This is a genomic window from Mesorhizobium sp. M1D.F.Ca.ET.231.01.1.1, assembly GCF_003999155.2.
Lineage (GTDB): Bacteria > Pseudomonadota > Alphaproteobacteria > Rhizobiales > Rhizobiaceae > Mesorhizobium.
Genome location: NZ_RZOZ02000001.1, coordinates 101,319 through 118,445, shown reverse-complemented (window position 1 = coordinate 118,445; position 17,127 = coordinate 101,319). Strand labels below are relative to the sequence as shown.

The 17,127-nt window shown below is 64.2% G+C and carries 15 protein-coding genes and 2 tRNA genes; 12 read left to right on the top strand and 5 right to left on the bottom strand.

Going from position 1 to position 17,127, the window contains the following annotated elements:
• Window positions 1-3: 3 nt before the first annotated feature.
• Entirely contained in the window at window positions 4-924 is a 921-nt protein-coding gene (locus tag EN874_RS00565; RefSeq protein ID WP_127428331.1) for a sugar kinase, read from the top strand.
• Between the two features lies 1 nt (window position 925).
• Here the strand turns inward: EN874_RS00565 and EN874_RS00560 are convergent, their stop codons facing one another.
• From EN874_RS00560 to EN874_RS00550, 3 genes are all read right to left on the bottom strand, one after another.
• Window positions 926-1,945: an aldose epimerase family protein gene (locus EN874_RS00560; protein ID WP_127428330.1), complete on the bottom strand. Its 1,020-nt coding sequence runs from the start codon at window positions 1,943-1,945 to the stop codon at window positions 926-928.
• 97 nt (window positions 1,946-2,042) lie between these two features.
• Window positions 2,043-3,500: an NAD-dependent succinate-semialdehyde dehydrogenase gene (locus tag EN874_RS00555; RefSeq protein WP_127428329.1), complete on the bottom strand. Its 1,458-nt coding sequence runs from the start codon at window positions 3,498-3,500 to the stop codon at window positions 2,043-2,045.
• A gap of 269 nt (window positions 3,501-3,769) precedes the next feature.
• Window positions 3,770-4,720: an AEC family transporter gene (locus EN874_RS00550; protein ID WP_127428328.1), complete on the bottom strand. Its 951-nt coding sequence runs from the start codon at window positions 4,718-4,720 to the stop codon at window positions 3,770-3,772.
• Between the two features lie 154 nt (window positions 4,721-4,874).
• On the opposite strand from EN874_RS00550, the gene EN874_RS00545 reads away from it, so the two are divergent.
• From EN874_RS00545 to EN874_RS00505, 9 genes are all read left to right on the top strand, one after another.
• On the top strand, window positions 4,875-5,423 hold the full coding sequence (locus tag EN874_RS00545) for a histidine phosphatase family protein (RefSeq protein WP_127428327.1): 549 nt from the start codon (window positions 4,875-4,877) through the stop codon (window positions 5,421-5,423).
• A gap of 229 nt (window positions 5,424-5,652) precedes the next feature.
• Window positions 5,653-5,726 (top strand) — tRNA-OTHER (locus EN874_RS00540).
• Window position 5,727: 1 nt separating this feature from the next.
• Window positions 5,728-5,804, top strand: a tRNA-Ile gene (locus tag EN874_RS00535).
• A 361-nt stretch (window positions 5,805-6,165) separates the two neighbouring features.
• The gene (locus EN874_RS00530; protein ID WP_127428326.1) at window positions 6,166-7,311 is read left to right on the top strand and encodes a slipin family protein; all 1,146 of its coding nucleotides are present in this window, start codon (window positions 6,166-6,168) and stop codon (window positions 7,309-7,311) included.
• Between the two features lie 178 nt (window positions 7,312-7,489).
• Window positions 7,490-7,771, top strand: coding sequence for an acyl carrier protein (locus EN874_RS00525; RefSeq protein WP_027167184.1), 282 nt, complete (start codon window positions 7,490-7,492; stop codon window positions 7,769-7,771).
• Between the two features lie 46 nt (window positions 7,772-7,817).
• Window positions 7,818-9,008, top strand: coding sequence for a beta-ketoacyl-ACP synthase (locus EN874_RS00520; RefSeq protein WP_127428325.1), 1,191 nt, complete (start codon window positions 7,818-7,820; stop codon window positions 9,006-9,008).
• 20 nt (window positions 9,009-9,028) lie between these two features.
• The gene (locus EN874_RS00515) at window positions 9,029-10,300 is read left to right on the top strand and encodes a beta-ketoacyl-ACP synthase (RefSeq protein ID WP_127428367.1); all 1,272 of its coding nucleotides are present in this window, start codon (window positions 9,029-9,031) and stop codon (window positions 10,298-10,300) included.
• 38 nt (window positions 10,301-10,338) lie between these two features.
• Window positions 10,339-11,367: a zinc-binding dehydrogenase gene (locus tag EN874_RS00510; protein ID WP_127428324.1), complete on the top strand. Its 1,029-nt coding sequence runs from the start codon at window positions 10,339-10,341 to the stop codon at window positions 11,365-11,367.
• Window positions 11,368-11,372: 5 nt separating this feature from the next.
• Window positions 11,373-12,362 (top strand): lipid A biosynthesis lauroyl acyltransferase, encoded by a 990-nt coding sequence (locus tag EN874_RS00505; protein ID WP_127428323.1) that lies wholly within the window; start codon window positions 11,373-11,375, stop codon window positions 12,360-12,362.
• Window positions 12,363-12,508: 146 nt separating this feature from the next.
• On the opposite strand, the gene EN874_RS00500 is transcribed toward EN874_RS00505, so the two are convergent.
• Both EN874_RS00500 and EN874_RS00495 read right to left on the bottom strand, forming a co-directional pair.
• Entirely contained in the window at window positions 12,509-13,351 is an 843-nt protein-coding gene (locus EN874_RS00500) for a hypothetical protein (RefSeq protein ID WP_127428322.1), read from the bottom strand.
• Window positions 13,352-13,538: 187 nt separating this feature from the next.
• A complete protein-coding gene (locus EN874_RS00495) occupies window positions 13,539-13,970 on the bottom strand; it encodes a L,D-transpeptidase (protein ID WP_127428321.1) in 432 nt (143 codons plus the stop codon).
• A 255-nt stretch (window positions 13,971-14,225) separates the two neighbouring features.
• Between EN874_RS00495 and EN874_RS00490 the strand changes: the two genes are divergently transcribed.
• Window positions 14,226-15,503, top strand: a complete 1,278-nt coding sequence (locus EN874_RS00490) for an acetylornithine deacetylase/succinyl-diaminopimelate desuccinylase family protein (protein ID WP_127428320.1) — start codon at window positions 14,226-14,228, stop codon at window positions 15,501-15,503.
• Between the two features lie 117 nt (window positions 15,504-15,620).
• Window positions 15,621-17,099 carry an ABC transporter substrate-binding protein gene (locus EN874_RS00485; RefSeq protein WP_127428319.1) on the top strand — a complete coding sequence of 493 codons (1,479 nt, stop codon included), beginning with the start codon at window positions 15,621-15,623 and terminating at the stop codon, window positions 17,097-17,099.
• Window positions 17,100-17,127: the final 28 nt, after the last annotated feature.

The following is a 17,127-nucleotide window of genomic DNA, read 5'->3' as shown; positions in this document are numbered from 1 at the left end:
CGCATGGCTGCCAACGGTATCGCTTCGATCGGCGAATGCATGCTCGAACTGTCGGGCCAGACGGGGCCGAACTGGCGCATGGGCTTTGCCGGCGACACCTTCAACACGTTGTGGGCATTGCGTGCGCTGAGCCCGAACCGGCCGGCGACCTATGTCTCGGCCTTCGGCGACGATCCCTTCTCACGCGATCAGATCGACTTCTTCGCCCAGAACGGCGTCGGCATCGGCAACAGTCCGGTCATCGCCGGCGCCAGGCCCGGGCTTTACGCCATCACGCTCACCGGAGCCGAGCGCGCCTTCACCTACTGGCGAAGCGACGCGGCGGCCCGCCAGCTCGCCTCCGATCCGGCCGCGCTGGCGAAAAGCCTTGAAGACCAGGCGCTTGTCTACTTTTCCGGTATCACCCTGGCAATTCTGGATGAGGCCGCGCGCAAGACCCTGCTTGCGGCCGTTGCGGCGGCCCGCTCGGCCGGCTCGCTTGTCGCTTTCGATCCAAACTACCGCCCCAGGCTTTGGCGGAGCCGCGAGCCCGCGCAGGCAGCGATCCTGGAAGCGCTCGCGGTCGCCGACATCGCGCTGCCAACGTTTCCCGACGAGCAGATGCTGTTCGGCGACGAGGCGCCGCAGGCGACCGCAACGCGGCTCGGCCAGCTGGTCGGTGAGGTCGTCGTCAAGAACGGCGAGCAGCCGGCATCGATTGTTGCGAACGGCGCCTCGGAAACAGTCGACGCCGTGCATGTCGCCGCGCCCGTCGATACAACCGGCGCCGGCGATTCTTTCAACGGCGGCTATCTCGCCGCCCGGCTCGCAGGCCATGCGCCTGCCGATGCCGCTCGGCGCGCGCATCGCGTGGCCGCCGCCGTCGTGCAGGTGCGCGGCGCCTTGGCTCCGTTCGAGACGCTTAGAGCTGCTTTCGACGGCTAAGTCAGGGGAGCCGGAACCGGTATTCCGTAACCTGATGATAGATTTGCCCAGGCCACAGCGTGGCTTGCGGGAAATAAGGCCGGTTCGGCGCGTCCGGCCAGGCCTGCGCTTCGAGGCAAAAGCCGGAGAACGGCTTGTAATGCCGGCCATCCAACCCGGGCGACGACGGCGCGACATACTGGCCGATATAGAGCTGCAGGCCGGGTTCGGTGGTCCAGATTTCCATCTCGACGCCCGAATTGGCCCCTTGCACCCAAGCGGCCTGGTGAAGCGGTCCGCGGCTGGAGGCGAGGCAGAAATTCACGTCGTAGGGGAGTTGCTCGCCTTCCGTCTCCATGCGCAGCGGCCGCGCCTGACGGAAATCATAGGGCGTGCCGTCGACCGGCTTCACCGCGCCGGTCGGGATCATCTCGCCATCGACCGGTGTGTAGGCGCCTGCGTTGAGCATAAGCCGGTGGTCGAGGATGTCGCCCGCGCCGCCGTCCTCAAGGTTGAAGTAGGAGTGCTGCGCCAGGTTGCAGAGTGTCGGCTCCTCGCAGGTCGCGGTCAATTCCATGCTGAGCGTGCCGGGGATCTTCAGCCGGTAGGTGCAGGTGACGTCCAGCGCCCCTGGAAAGCCCATCGTGCCGTCCGGATCGTGCAGCGTCAGCGTCACGAAATCGCGTCCGTGCAGCGAAACGGTCCATGGCCGGTGGAAATAGCCTTCCGAGCCGCCGTGCAGCGTGTGCTTGTCGAGGAAGTTGCGCTCCGTCTGGTAGCGCTTGCCGGCGATGGTGAAACGGCCATCGCGAATGCGGTTGGCGAAGCGGCCGACGACGGCGCCGAAATAGGCACGATCGGTCTCATAGGGCTCGAACCGGTCGTAGCCCAGCACCAGCGGCGCGTCGTGGCCGGTGAGCCTGAGATCCTGGACGATCGCGCCGAGCCCGATGATGTTGGCGGTCAGCCCACCGCCGCGGATGGTGAAACGGCGAACCGGCTCGCCCGCCTGTGTGGTGCCGAAGACCTCGCCGTCCTTCATCGTTGTGCCCGAAACTCAGTTGATCAATGGACTTCGGCCGGCTGTCCCAACTCCGGCAAGGGCAGGCTAAAAGCCTGCCTGCTCCCATGGATGGTGGTCAGAGGCCGAGGCCGCCGATGCAGACATATTTGGTGTCGAGATAGTCCTCGATGCCCTGATGTCCGCCTTCCTTGCCGAGGCCGGATTCCTTGACGCCGCCGAACGGCGCCTCGGGCGTGGTGATGAGGCCTTCATTGACGCCGACCATGCCGTATTTCAGCCCTTCCATGACGCGGAAGGCGCGGCCGAGATCGCCGGTGTAGAAATAGCAGGCAAGGCCGAATTCGGTGTCGTTGGCCAAAGCGATCGCTTCCTCCTCGGTCTCGAACTTGAACACCGGCGCGACCGGCCCAAAAATCTCTTCCTTCATGAAGCGCATCTTCGGCGTCGCATCGGAAATCACGGTCGGCTGGAAGAACGAACCGCCAAGCGCATGGCGCTTGCCGCCGGCGACGACCTTGCCGCCCTTCGACGTCGCATCGGCGATGAGTTCCTCGACCTTCTCGACCGCCTTCTCGTCGATCAGCGGCCCTTGCTGCACGCCTTCTTCCAGGCCGGAGCCGACCTTGAGGTTGTTGCTGGCCCCAGCCAGTTTCTCGACGAACTTGTCATAGACGCCTGCCTGCACGAGGAAGCGGTTGGTGCAGACGCAGGTCTGGCCGGAATTGCGGTACTTCGCGGTGATGGCGCCGGTGACGGCGCGATCGATGTCGGCATCGTTGAAGACCAGGAACGGCGCGTTGCCGCCGAGTTCCATCGACACTTTCTTGACCGTCGTCGACGACTTCTGGATCAGGATCTTGCCGACCTCGGTCGAGCCGGTGAAGGTGATCTTCTTGACCAGTGGATTGGCGCAGATCTCGTCGCCGATCTCGCCGGCCGCGCCGGTCAGGATGTTGATGACGCCCTTGGGGAACCCGACCTCCTCGGCGAGCGCGCCCCAGGCGAGGCCGGAATAAGGCGTCTGCGAGGCCGGCTTGACGACGGCGGTGCACCCGGCGGCCAGCGCCGGTCCGAGCTTGCGGGCGAGCATCGAGGACGGGAAATTCCACGGCGTGATTGCCGCGATGACGCCGACCGGTTCCTTGGTCACCAGGATGCGGCGGTCGCCCCAGGGCGACGGCACGATGTCGCCATAGGTGCGGCGGCCTTCCTCGGCGAACCACAGGATATAGCTCGCGGCCGACCCGATCTCGCCCTTTGACTCGAACAGCGACTTGCCCTGCTCGATGGTGAGCAGCTCGGCCAGCACGTCCTGATTGTCCATCATCGCATCGTGCAGCTTGCGCAAGAGCTTCGAGCGCTCGAGCGCGGTGGTCTTGCGCCAGCTCTTGAAGGCTTCCTCCGCGGCCTCGATGGCGCGGCGAGTTTCAGCTTTGCCGGCCTTCGGCACGGTGCCGATCTTGAGGCCCGTGGCCGGATTGTTGACGTCGATGGTCTGGCCGCTGTCGGCCTGCACCCACTCGCCGTTGATGAGATTGGCCTGGCGCATGAAATGACTGGTTTTCTGAAGCATGGTCTGGCCTCCGTTCGGCGCGCTGATCGGCCGTTTTTCTGGATATTCGATGGGCGTGCAAGGCCGCACGCTGGCGCATTGCTCTTACCTAGGGAAAGCCCGGCAGGCAATCACAAGATGGCATATAGGGGTTGGGCCAGCAAAGGCGAGAGCCGGCCGGGCCAATGGCCCTAGAGCAATTCCAGGAAAAGTGTGAGCGGTTTTCGTCCGGAATCGCGTAAAAACAAAGAGATAGGGCGTTTCGCCGTTTCCGTGAAACGGTGAACGCACTAGCCGAACACGTGCAAAGCCACCGTCAGCCAGAACGACGTGGTCAGCACCGCGCTTGCCGTGGCGATCGTCATCTGGTTCGACGCCAGCGCCTGGCCGGTGTTGAACTGGACGGCGATGAGATAGGAATTGATGCCGGAAGGCAGCGCAGCCGCCACCACGGCCACCTTTGCCGTCAGCGGCGGCAGGCCGAGCAACCAGACGAGAAGAAGGACAAGCGCCGGCATCAGGAAAAGCTTGAGCGCCGACAGCGCGAGGGCCGGCCGGATGTTGCCCGAGATGCCGAAGCGGCGCAGGCTGAGCCCCATGGCAAACAGCGCCACCGGCCCGGCCGTGTTCGCCAGGGCGTCGACCAGCCGCCCGATCAGCGCCGGCAGCGGCGCGCCGGTGAAGCGCCAGGCAAGCCCCGCCAGGATGCCGACGATCAGCGGATTGAAGAACAGCCGCCTCAGAAAATTCCGGATGACGCGCAGAGGGTGCACCGGTTCGCCGCCGCCACGGCCGAACATCTCGAACAGCACGATCGAGGCCATCATCATCACCGGCAGGTGGATGGAGACGAGCAGCGACAGGACCTCGAAGCCGTTCGGGCCGAAAACGCCGAGGATGAAAGGCGCCCCGAGCAGCACGACATTGGAATAGGCCGAGGAAACGCCGCCGACGATTCCCGCGCGGGCATCCCGGCCGAAGATGCGCGTCGTCACCAGATGTCCGGCCGCCCAGGTGACGGCGACCGCCGCGAAATAGGCGCCCCACAGCGACCACGGCGCCACGCCGTGGAAATCGGACTTCACCATGGTCTGGAAGAGCAGCAGCGGCATGGCCACGTTGACGGCGAATTCGGATATGCCTTCCCCGCTTGCCGGTTTCAGATAGCCGGTGAACCCGGCGAGATAGCCGAGCGCAACGAGGCTGAAGACGAAGAGGACGGTTGCAACAAGCGGGGACATCTTTCCCGTGATAGGCGAGCCCCGACCGTAGTGCAATCGACCAGCCGAGCCGCTCACCGACCATCCGACGGGTCCTCCGCTTGTTTTTCAGCCGGCTTTGCGGTCCCTATATGCCTCTTGGCCCCGGCCTCCCCGGCCGCCACAAGGACTTCTCATGCTGCGACTCGCCCTGGCGCTTTTCCTGCTTGCCATTCCGACCTTCGCCCACGCGACCGACGCGGGCTGGGCGCTGCTGCGCGACGGCGCCCATATCGTGCTGCTTCGCCACTCCTTCGTCACCGGAACCACCGACCCGGCGAATTTCGACATCGGCGATTGCGCCACCCAACTCAACCTGTCGGAGCGTGGCAAGCAGCAGGCGAGTCGCATCGGCGCACTGTTCGCGGCGCGCGCAGCGCCCATCGAGCGCGTCCTCTCCAGCCGTTACTGCCGCTGCCTCGATACCGCCCGCATCGCCTTCGAGGCCGAGCCGGAGCCCTTCGCGCCGCTCGACCTCCTGAAGGCCGATCCCGCCGGGAAGGCCGCCCAGCTCGCCGCGACGCTGAAGGAAATCCGCGGCTATTCCGGTTCCGACAATCTGGTGCTGGTCACCCATCTGGAGAACATCGTGGCGCTGACCGGCGTCGCACCGCGCGAAGGTGAAGCGGTGGTGGTCGAGCCGCAGGGCGACGGCCTCAAGGTGCTTGGCCGCGTCACTTTCTGACGGCTGCGAGTTTTGTGCAGGCGACGGTTGCAACTGTTGCCGAAATGCCACGGCTGCAAGAAGCCCCAAATCCGCCGCGACAATGCCGCTTGCGACAACCCGTCGCAGGGTCTATAGGCGCGCTCCCGGTCACGAAAACCGAAGCGAGCACAACGGTTGGAGCTTTCGTCTCCGCCCGCGCAGCCGGCTTTGCCGCGCTGTGTACGGCGCCGTTTCGGGGATTGGGATCGCGGATGTAGCTCAGCGGAAGAGCGCCGGATTTGGATCCGGAGGTCGCAGGTTCGACTCCTGCTGTCTGCACCACGGATAGCTCAGTTGGGTAGAGCATCAGACTCATAATCTGACGGTCGAAGGTTCGAATCCTTCTCCATTGGCCTTCCAAGCCAAGCCACCCTGTCACGGTGTTATCTGGAAAATCGGTCCGGGGACCGGAATGCGAAGGCTTCAAAGGACGGCACGGCTTCGGCCCCACCGGCCCGCGATGTCCTGCGCCATCGCCTCGCGGCCAGGCCCGCGGTGACGATCAAGGCGCGACAGTGCCGGCAACGGAGCCTTCGGGCTCCAGCGCCCGCTTTGCCGCCCCGCGATCCGCTCCCGAAGGCCCGCTGCGGATTGATGCCACCGGTCTCCGGATCATTCGTGCCCGGAACTGTGAACAGACGATGTGAAACGAGAAACGAAAGGACGATCGACGCATGACGTGACGCCTCGCATGGGGCCATGCCCGACGGGAGTAAAGACAATGAAGACCATTCTCGAAAAGCTTCTTGGACGCCAGCGCGTCCTCGTGAAGGAAAATGAGCGTGCCGTCGCCCTCTACAAGGGCGAGATCCAGGCTGTCCTGATGCCGGGCGAGCATTGGCTCGCCAACCGGCGCGGCAACCTGGAAGTCTCCAGGCACGACCTGAAGAACCCGGAATTCGTTTCGGCTTACGAGAAGGCGTTGTTCGACAAGCTCCCGGATGTGGCCGCGCGTCATTTCACCGTCGTTCGCACCGGGCGCACCGACATTGCAGTCATCGAGCGCGACGGCGCCCTCCATGCCGTTCTCACTCCGGACCGCAAGCTCGTGCTGTGGACGGATGCCGGCCCGTGGAAGGTGACGTCCGTCGACACGGCGGCCGATCTGGCCGTCGATCCGGCGTTGATACGCCGGATCGGGCAGGCCCGGAAGACGGAACACACGTTCCTGCATCCGGTCGTGGACGGCCAGGTCGGGCTGCTGTTCGTGGACGGCGTCTACACCCGCACGCTGGCCGCGGGCGTGCACGCCTTCTGGAGCGTCGGCCGCATGGTCCAGGTGAAGGTCGTCGACCTCAAGCGCCAGTCGCTCGATGTCGCCGGGCAGGAAATGCTGACCAGGGATCGCGTGACCATCCGGGTCAATATCGCCGCCGAATACCGGGTCGTCGATCCGGTGACGGCGGTGAGCACGGTGAAGGACTTCGCGGAAGCCCTCTACCGCGCCCTGCAGTACGCCTTCCGCAAGACGCTTGGCGCGCTCACGCTCGACCAGATCCTCGACAAGAAGGTCACGGTCGACGAGGAGGCGGCCGCCAAGGTGCGAGCCGATATGGCAGCGATCGGCCTCGAGGTCAGCGATATCGCGCTCAAGGATGTCATCCTGCCGGGCGAGATGCGCGAGATCCTCAACCAGGTGGTTTCGGCCGAGAAGCAGGCCGAGGCCAACGTCATCCGCCGCCGCGAGGAGACGAACGCCACGCGTTCGCTGCTCAACACGGCCAAGGTGATGGCCGAGAACCCGGTGATGCTGCGGCTGAAGGAGCTCGAGGCTCTCGAAGCCATCGCCGGCAAGGTCGAGCGACTCACCGTCCATAACGGGACGGGCGGGCTGCTGAACGACCTGGTCAAGCTCCGCGAGAGCTGAGCTGACTTAAGGTTAACGGGAAGGGCCGCCGGGCCGACCGGCGGCCCTTCTTGCGTTTCACGCGGCCCCTACCCATTTGCGCCCGGCGCAACAGGCCTTTTCCTGCCGGGAAAAACCGATTAGACAGCGCCCAAACAAGATGCGGACAGATTCCGCCCGCAACCCGAAGGAAGAGCCCTTGTCCACCACGTTCGAGAAAGTCGCCAAGATCATTGCCGACACCAGCGAGATCGATATCGACACCATCACACCCGAAAGCCACACCATCGACGATCTCGGCATCGACAGCCTCGATTTCCTCGACATCGTCTTTGCCATCGACAAGGAATTCGGCATCAAGGTGCCGCTGGAGAAGTGGACGCAGGAGGTCAATGACGGCAAGGCCTCGACCGACGACTACTTCGTCATGAAGAACCTGTGCGCCAAGATCGACGCGCTGGTCGCGGCCAAGGCCGCCTGACGAGCGCGATCGTGACCAGCCTCCAGCTCGACCCACAAAGCCGCTCATGAGCAGCCCGCGCGACGTCGTCATCACCGGCATCGGCCTCGTCTCCTCGCTGGGAGAAGGACCGGACGCGCATTGGCAGAAGCTGACCCGCCCGGGTGTTGAGCCGGTTCTCGATGCGACGCGCTTTGCGCCCTACACCATCCATCCGCTGCCCGAGATCGACTGGAACCTGCAGATCGCCAAGCGCGGCGACCAGCGCCAGATGGAAACCTGGCAGCGGCTCGGCACCTATGTTGCCGGCCTGGCGTTGGACGACGCCGGCATCAAGGGCAATGACGAGCTCTGCGCCACCATGGACATGGTGGTGGCGGCCGGCGGCGGCGAGCGCGACGAGGCTGTCGACAGCGCGATCCTTGCTGCCTCCGAGAGCCGTAACGACCGCGACGTCCTGCTCAACGAGAAGCTGACCACGGAACTGCGGCCGACGCTGTTCCTCGCCCAGCTTTCCAACCTGCTCGCCGGCAACATCTCCATCGTCCACAAGGTCACCGGGTCCTCCCGCACCTTCATGGGCGAGGAAGGCGCCGGCGTCTCCGCCGTCGAGACGGCGGCCGCGCGCATCCGTTCGGGCCAGTCGACCCATGTGCTGGTCGGCGGCGCGTTCCAGACCGAGCATTCCGATATGCTGCTGGGCTATGAGCTCGCCGGTTATCTGCATCGCGGCCCCTGGCGGCCGGTCTGGCAGCGGCAGGGCGCCGAAGGCGGCGGCGTGGTGACGGGCTCTGGCGGCGCCTTCCTGGTGCTGGAGCAGCGCGAGCACGCGGTGAGCCGCGGCCGCAAGATATATGCGGAGCTCGGTCCCGTGGTTTCCGGCCGGGCCAGGCGTCGGCGCGGCGAGTTGAACACCGAGATCGCCAAGCTGCTGAAGCAAGCGGCGCTGCCTGACGGGGAGTTGCTGACCATTTCCGGTGCGTCGGGCGCGCATGCCGCCACCGCGGCCGAGAAGGAAGTGCTCGACGCCAACCCGGCGCTTACCGTGCGCGCGTTCTCGACGCTCACCGGCCATATGAAGGAAGCGCAATTCCCCTTCGCGGTGGCGCTTGCGGCACTGGCCGTCGACCGCAAGGCCGGTTACCCTGTCTTCGATGCCACAGTGGAGCGGCCATTCGATGGCGCTCCCGCACCGGTCCTTGCAACGGCCATCGGCTATCACCAATTCGAAGGCCTTGGGCTGATCAAAGCCGCTTGAGGCGAAGGCAAATGAAAAGCATGGCCAATCTCCGCGATCACATGGGCAGGCCGGTCGTCGCCGTGACCGGCATCGGCGTGGTGACCTCGCTGGGCGTCGGCAAGGCAGACAACTGGGCGGCGCTGACCTCCGGCAAATCCGGCATCCATCCGATCACCCGCTTTCCGGTCGATCACCTCAACACCCGCATATCCGGAATGGTCGATTTCCTGCCGTCGAGCTCCAAGGGTGCCAGCCCGCTCACCTATGAACTGGCCGAGACGGCCGCCCAAGAGGCGGTCTCGGAAGCAGGCCTCGATTCCGGCGATTTCGGCGGGCCGCTGTTTCTTGCTTCGCCGCCGGTCGAGCTCGACTGGGCCGACCGTTTCTCGCTCTACAATTCCGACAAGAAGGACAACGGCGCCGAAAGGCTGCTGCGGGTGGCGCGCGGGCTGAAGGAGCTCGACATCTTCGAGACCACACAGTTCGGTTCGATCGCCGATCGCCTCGCCGACCGCTTCGGCACTCGCGGCCTGCCGATCACGTTGTCCACCGCCTGCGCCTCCGGCGCCACGGCCATCCAGCTCGGCGTCGAGGCGATCCGCCGCGGCGAATGCGACAAGGCTCTGTCGATCGGCGCGGACGGATCCGCGACGGCCGAAGCGCTGATCCGCTTTTCGCTGCTTTCGGCGCTCTCCACCCACAACGACATCCCGGAAAAGGCGTCAAAACCCTTTTCCAAGGATCGCGACGGCTTCGTCCTTGCCGAAGGTTCCGGCGCGCTGGTGCTGGAATCGCTGGAGGCGGCACTTGCCCGCGGCGCGACCATACTCGGCATCATGCGCGGCTGCGGCGAGCGCGCCGACGACTTCCACCGCACCCGCTCCAAGCCCGATGCCTCGCCGGCGATCGCCACGGTGCGCGCCGCCCTTGTCGATGCGGGCCTCGGCGAAGACGAGATCGACTACGTCAACGCGCACGGCACCTCGACGCCGGAAAACGACAAGATGGAGCACCTGTCGTTATCGACCGTGTTCGGCGAGCGGGTCGGCTCGATGCCGATCTCCTCCAACAAGTCGATGATCGGCCACACGCTGTCGGCCGCGGGCGCCGTCGAGGCCGCATTCTCGCTGATGACCATGCGCGAAAGCGTCATTCCGCCGACCATCAACTATGACAATCCCGATCCTGCGATCGTGCTCGACGTGGTGCCCAACAAGAAGCGCAATGCCGAGGTCGGCACGGTTCTGTCGAATTCCTTCGGCTTCGGCGGCCAGAACACCTGCCTTGTCATGGCGCGGGAACCGGTCTAAGCGGACGTTTTTCCGCTTCCACAGCACCGACAGGCCAAATGCGCGCATTGCAACTTATAGAGGACCGCCGCCTTGAAACGGTGGATCTGCCGCCTCCCCCACCGCCTTCGCTCGGCGAAGTGACGCTCCGCATCAAGGCGGTGGCGCTGAACCATATCGACGTCTGGGGCTGGCGCGGCATGGCCTTCGCCAAGCGCAAACTGCCGCTGGTCGTCGGCGCCGAAGCCTCCGGCGAGGTCGAGGCGGTCGGGCCTGGCGTCTCCAACCTCCTGCCGGGCCAGCTGGTGTCGATCTACGGCGCGCGCACCTGCGGGCTTTGCCGCGCCTGCCGCGAAGGCCGCGACAATCTCTGCGAGCATGTCTCCGGCGTCCACGGTTTTCATCTCGACGGCTTCGCGCAGGAGATGATCAACCTGCCGGCCCGCCTGCTGGTGCCCGCGCCACCCGGCGTCACGGAAATCGGCGCAGCCGTCGCGCCCGTCACCTTCGGCACGGTCGAGCATATGCTGTTCGACAACGCGAAGCTGGAACCCGGCGAGACCATCCTCGTCCATGCCGGCGGCTCCGGCATCGGCACTGCCGCGATCCAGCTGGCCAAGAAGATGGGTTGCACCGTCATCACCACGGTCGGCTCGAACGACAAGATCGACAAGGCGAAGGCTCTTGGCGCCGACCATGTCATCAACTACCGCGAGGACCGTTTCGAAGGCGTCGTGCGCAAGCTGACGAGGAAGAAGGGCGTCGACGTCGTCTTCGAGCATGTCGGCGCTGACACCTTTGCCGGCTCGATGCTCTCCTTGAAGCGCGGCGGCCGTCTTGTCACCTGCGGCTCGACCTCCGGCGTGTCGACGCAGGTGAATCTGATGCAGCTTTTCCAGCAGCAGTTGAAGCTGCTCGGTTCCTTCGGTTGCCGCATGGAAAACATGGCCAACGCCATGCAGAAGATGGCGGCCGGCCTTGTCGCCCCGGTCGTCGATACCGAGGTCGGCTTCGACGACATCGACGCGGCGCTGAAGCGCATGGAAGGCCGCGACGTCTTCGGCAAGATCATCCTGCGTGTTTCCTGAGGCATATGGTCGGCAAGGTGCTCAAGAAAGCCCGCCGGGACTTCATGTTCCGCTATGGCCGGCGGCTGCGCCAGATGGAGCATTGGCTGGTCGCGCGGCTTGCCATGGCGATGATCGGGCTGCTGCGCCTTTTGCCGCCGGACAGCGCGCTCAACTTCGCCGACCGCGTCGCCCGCCGCATCGGGCCGATGGTCGGGCGGCATAGGGTAGCCGTCAACAATCTGCGCCTCGCCTATCCGGAAAAGAGCGATGCCGAGATCGAGGCCATCGCGTCCGACATGTGGGGCAACATGGCCCGGCTTGCCGCCGAATACATTTTCCTTGATGCCCTCTTCGACGTCGACCCGAATGCCGCCGAGCCGGGCCGGGTCGAGGTCCGCGGCGTCGACCATTTCGTCGAGATCGCCGGCGAGAAGAGGCCGCATATCCTGTTCACTGGCCACCTCGGCAATTTCGAACTTTTGCCGGTCGCCGCCGCCACCTTCGGCATGAACATCACGGCGCTGTTCCGCCCGCCCAACAACCCCTACCTCGCCGACTATATTCACTCGACGCGCCGCTCGACGATGGGAGGCTTGCTGCCGTCTTCCACCGGCGCGTCATTCGCGCTCGCCGCCATCCTGGAAAACGGCGGCAATATCGGCGTTCTTGTCGACCAGAAATTCACCAACGGCGTCGAGACGACCTTCTTCGGCCGCCCCTGCCAGAGCAATCCGGTGCTGGGCATGCTCGCCCGCCACTATGACTGCGATGTCTATCCGGCGCGCTGCGTCAGGCTGCCGGGAAACCGCTTCCGCCTCGAAATCGAGAACAAGCTGATCTTGCCGCGCACCAAAGGCGGCAGCGTCGATGTCCACGCCACCACCCAGCTACTCGCCGACGTTGTCGAGCGTTGGGTGCGCGAGGATCCCGGACAGTGGATGTGGTTCCACAAGCGCTGGGAGATGAGCGGCCGCCGCCGCAATCGGCGTGGGCTGGCCAAAGAGGCCGGCTGAGCCTCCGGGCCGTATCTCAGAAATCGCTCAGCGCGGTTCTCCGGCTCGATCACTCAGCCCGAGCGCAAGTGCCTGCGCAAGGAAAAGCCGCGAAGATCGCTCTTCGCGGCTCTGATTTCAGGCGACCTGAACTGGCAGAGTAGTTCCTAGAGGAACGGTATCGTGAAGTTGGGTCGATACGTATCCATGGTGGCGCCATTGCGGTCTTCGGAGAGCAATGTATCCGAGCCGAAGCTCGCCCGTAGGCCAATTACATACTTGTGAACGTTCACGCTGCCCGAAGCTTCGGAAAAAGTCAGGTGATCCAGCTGGTAGCGCCCGAACACGGACCAAGGCGTGCCGGAAAACCGGTAGGTTGCCTGCAATGCCGCCGAGACCGTATCGAAGTGCGCACCAAAACCCGACAGCCGCGAGAAGCCGAGTTCACCGTCGAAGCGCAAATCGTCCTGCGCGAAATACCGCACGACGCCACGGCCGCCCCAATTGTCGAAATGTTCGGACTCGCCGCTGGCCCGCAGCTGGCCATAATAGATCTGCCCGTAAACCGTCACGTTGCCGAAATAGGCCTGCGCCTCTGGGCCCACGGTGAAAGTGTACAGATCCGCATCGCTAACAAACTCGTCGCCGCCATATCCGTTGATCGTGGCAAAGCCGCCGAGCGCATACGAGCTCGGATCGCGCCAGTAGCCATGGATCGCGCCGCCATAGCTGTAGATGTTCGTGCCTTCGATCCAGAGCGAATCGATCACCGCATCGGTCTGGATGTTCCAGCGGGCGTCGATCGGGAAATTGATTCGAGCGGCGCCACCGGCAGTCGTGCCGTCTGCATCGTCCCCGGGAGTTGCGAAATAGAGACCGCCGAGATAAACTTCGCCATAACCTGATATATGCGGCTGGGCCAGTTCCTGGTCTAGAACAACCGGCGCGTCCGCGGCGAAAGCCGAAGTTGCCGTCGCCGCGATCGCAGCGCTCAAAAGAAATCGATACATCATAGTCCCCAAGCGTGAGAATTAACGCCTCGCATTTACCACCGCTCTATGACACGGACCAGCTTTCGCAACTATTGGGGGCAGCGTAAGCCGTTGCTTTTCGAGACATGTGAGGCATTACTGCAACGCTCCGAAAAAGGGGGCAGGCAGCAATTGCTCCCGACGACTTCGGCACCCCGGTCCGTTTTCAGTCAGTGACGACGATCCGCGTGTTGCCGTAGCCGGCTTCCCTCACCATCGAATAGAAAGTCGCGGCATTGGCCGTATGCAAGCGCACGCAGCCATGCGAGGCCGGACGCCCAAGATACTTCACGGCGCCGGTGCCATGGATGGCGTAGCCGCCGCGGAAGAATACCGAATACGGCATCGGCGAATTGTCGTACTTGCGCGAGTACCACATCCGCGCGGTCCATTGCGGCCGGTAGCTGCCGCGCGGCGTGAAGTAGCCCCTGCGCGCCGTCGACACGTTCCAGCGGTAAAGCACCTGGCCGTATTTGCTGACGGTCATCGTCTGCGATGACACATCGATGTTGGCGACCAGCGCGGCCGCGCGACTTGCGATCGACGTGCCGAGCAACGCTGTTGTCAGCACGGCTGCCATGAGAACGAACTTTTTCATGCGATCAAACCCCTTCGATTGCCCCCTGCCATCACATGATTTTTTTCCATCATTTTGCCGGCAGGTGCGTTAAGTACCACACACTTGTTGACGAAACCGCCAATCCGATGCGGCGAATTTGAACGATTTTCCCGCCATAGTTGCTGGCCCGCCACGCACCCTCGACGGTTTAACCTGAGAGCCTGCCTCGATCATTGTCTGGCGACCGGCGAAAGGCTGCTTGCAAAAGCGCTGCGTTGCTTCTTCAATCCGCCGATGAACGAACAACTCCTTCGGGCCGTCGATGACCGCGTCGACGACCTGGTCGCGCTGACCGCCGACCTGATCCGCTTTCCCACCGTCAATCCGCCCGGCGAGGCCTACCGGTCATGCGCCGAATATCTCGGCGCGCGGCTGGAAAAGCTCGGCTTCGAGACCAAGTTCATCCGCGCCGAAGGCACGCCCGGCGACACCGACCGCTATCCGCGTGTCAACGTCGTGGCCCGATTCGACGGCCGCTCGCCCGGCGCCTGCGTGCATTTCAATTCGCATATCGACGTGGTCGAGGCCGGCGACGGCTGGACCGTCGACCCCTTCGCCGGCGAGGTAAAGGACGGCCGGGTATATGGCCGCGGCGCCTGCGACATGAAAGGCGGGCTGGCCGCCTCGGTCATCGCCGCGGAAGCTTTCATGGAGGTCTATCCCGACTTTCCCGGCGCCATCGAGATTTCAGGCACGGTCGACGAGGAATCCGGCGGCTTCGGCGGCGTCGCGCATCTGGCGCAGCTCGGCTATTTCTCCAGTCCGAAGGTCGACCACGTCATCATCCCAGAGCCGCTCAACAAGGACCGCATCTGTCTCGGCCATCGCGGCGTCTGGTGGGCAGAGATCGAGACCAAGGGCGAGATCGCGCATGGCTCGATGCCATTCCTCGGCGACAATGCGGTGCGCCACATGGGCGCCGTGCTGCAGGCCTTCGAGGACGATCTGTTTCCGGCGCTCGACCGCAAGGTGACGCGGATGCCGGTGGTGCCTGAGGGCGCCCGGCGCTCGACCATGAACATCAATTCCATCCATGGCGGCCAGACCGAGGACTTCCGTCCCGGACTGCCATCGCCCAACGTGCCGGATTCCTGCCGGCTGACCATCGATCGCCGCTTCCTGCTCGAGGAGGACCTCGCCACCGTCAAGGGCGAAGTCACCGGCATACTCGAACGGCTGAAGCGCGAACGGAAGAAGTTCGACTACGAGATCCGCGACCTGATGGAGGTCCTGCCGCTGATGACCGGGCGCGACGCGCCGGTCGTGAAAGCCGTCGCGAAGGGCATCATGGAGGTCTTCGACCGCGAACCGGACTATGTGATCTCGCCCGGCACCTACGACCAGAAACATGTCGCCCGCATCGGCCATATCTACGACTGCATCGCCTATGGCCCCGGCATCCTCGATCTCGCCCATCGGCCGGACGAGTGGGTGGGCATCGCCGACATGGTGGAATCGGCCAAGGTGATGGCGATCGGTCTTAACGTGCTGCTGCGCGGCACGACGGCCTGATCCGGAAAAACATTTCCCCTGGCGCTGCCCGGCAGCACGAAACGCAATTTACTCACAGGCCAAATCACGCTTCTATCCGCTGGCTTGAGCATGTTTTGAGCAAATGGGAGTTCAGCGATGAAATTGTGGAAGACCATTTTCGCCGCGGCCGTGCTGACATTCGCCGCCGCCGCCTCGGCGTTTGCGGCGCGTGCCGACCTCGTCATCGGCATTCCGCTCGAACCCCCTCATCTCGACCCGACCGCGGGCGCCGCCGCCGCGATCGACGAGGTGCTCTACGCCAACGTCTTCGAAGGTCTCACCCGCATCGGCCCGAACGGCGAGGTGCTGCCCGACCTTGCCGAAAGCTGGGCGATCTCGGATGACGGCAAGACTTACACCTTCAAGCTGCATGCCGGCGTGAAATTCCACGACGGCAGCGACTTCGGCGCCGACGACGTGAAATTCTCGCTCGACCGCGCCCGCGCCGACAATTCGGTCAACGCGCAAAAGGGCCTGTTCGCGCAGATCGACAAGGTCGACGTCGTCGATCCGGCGACCGTGAAGGTTACGCTGAAGAACCCGCAAGGCTCCTTCCTCTACAATATGGGCTGGGGCGACGCGGTGATGGTGTCGCCGAAATCGGCCGATACCAACAAGGAAAAACCGATCGGCACCGGTCCCTTCAAATTCCAGAGTTGGGCCAAGGGTTCGTCGATCAGCTTGGTGAAATCGGACAATTACTGGGGCGCGCCTGTCTTTCTCGACAAGGTCGAGTTCCGCATCGTGCCTGATGCCGCGGCCGCCGTGCCGGCACTGCTTTCCGGCGACATCCAGGCCTTCCCCTTCTTCGATCCCGACAGCGTCTCCCAGGTCAAGGACGATCCGCGCTTCCATGTGGTGATCGGCTCGACCGAGGGCGAGACCATCCTGGCGATCAACAACAAGAAGCCGCCCTTCGACAAGCTCCAGGTCAGGCAGGCGATCTCCTTCGCGCTCGACCGCAAGGCGATCATCGACGGCGCCTCGGCGGGCCTCGGCGTGCCGATCGGCTCGCATATGTCGCCCGCCCACAAGGATTATGTCGACCTCACCGGCCTCTATCCACACAATGTCGACAAGGCGAAGGAACTGCTGAAGGAGGCAGGTCTCGAGAAAGGCTTCAAGGCGACGCTGAAGCTGCCGCCGCCTTCCTACGCGCGGCTTGGCGGCGAGATCATCGCCTCCGAGCTTCGCGAGATCGGCATCGACCTGGAGATCGTGCCGGTGGAATGGGCCCAATGGCTGGATCAGGTCTTCACCAAGAAAGACTATGATCTCACCATCGTCTCCCATACCGAGCCCAACGACATCGATATCTATTCGCGCAAGGACTACTACTTCAATTACGACAACCCGGCCTTCGACGCCATCATCGCCAAGCTCAACCTGGCCTCGGACGAGGCGAAGCGGAAAGAGCTGCTGGGAGAGGCGCAGAAGATCCTCGCCGACGATGCCGTGGTCGGCTTCCTCTACGAACTGCCGAAGGTCGGGGTCTGGGACGCCAAGCTGCAGGGCCTGTGGGAGAACGCGCCGATCCAGGCCAACGACCTTACCAAGGTGAAGTGGACAGATTGACAGCCGCCGCGATCGCCTGATCGCCTCC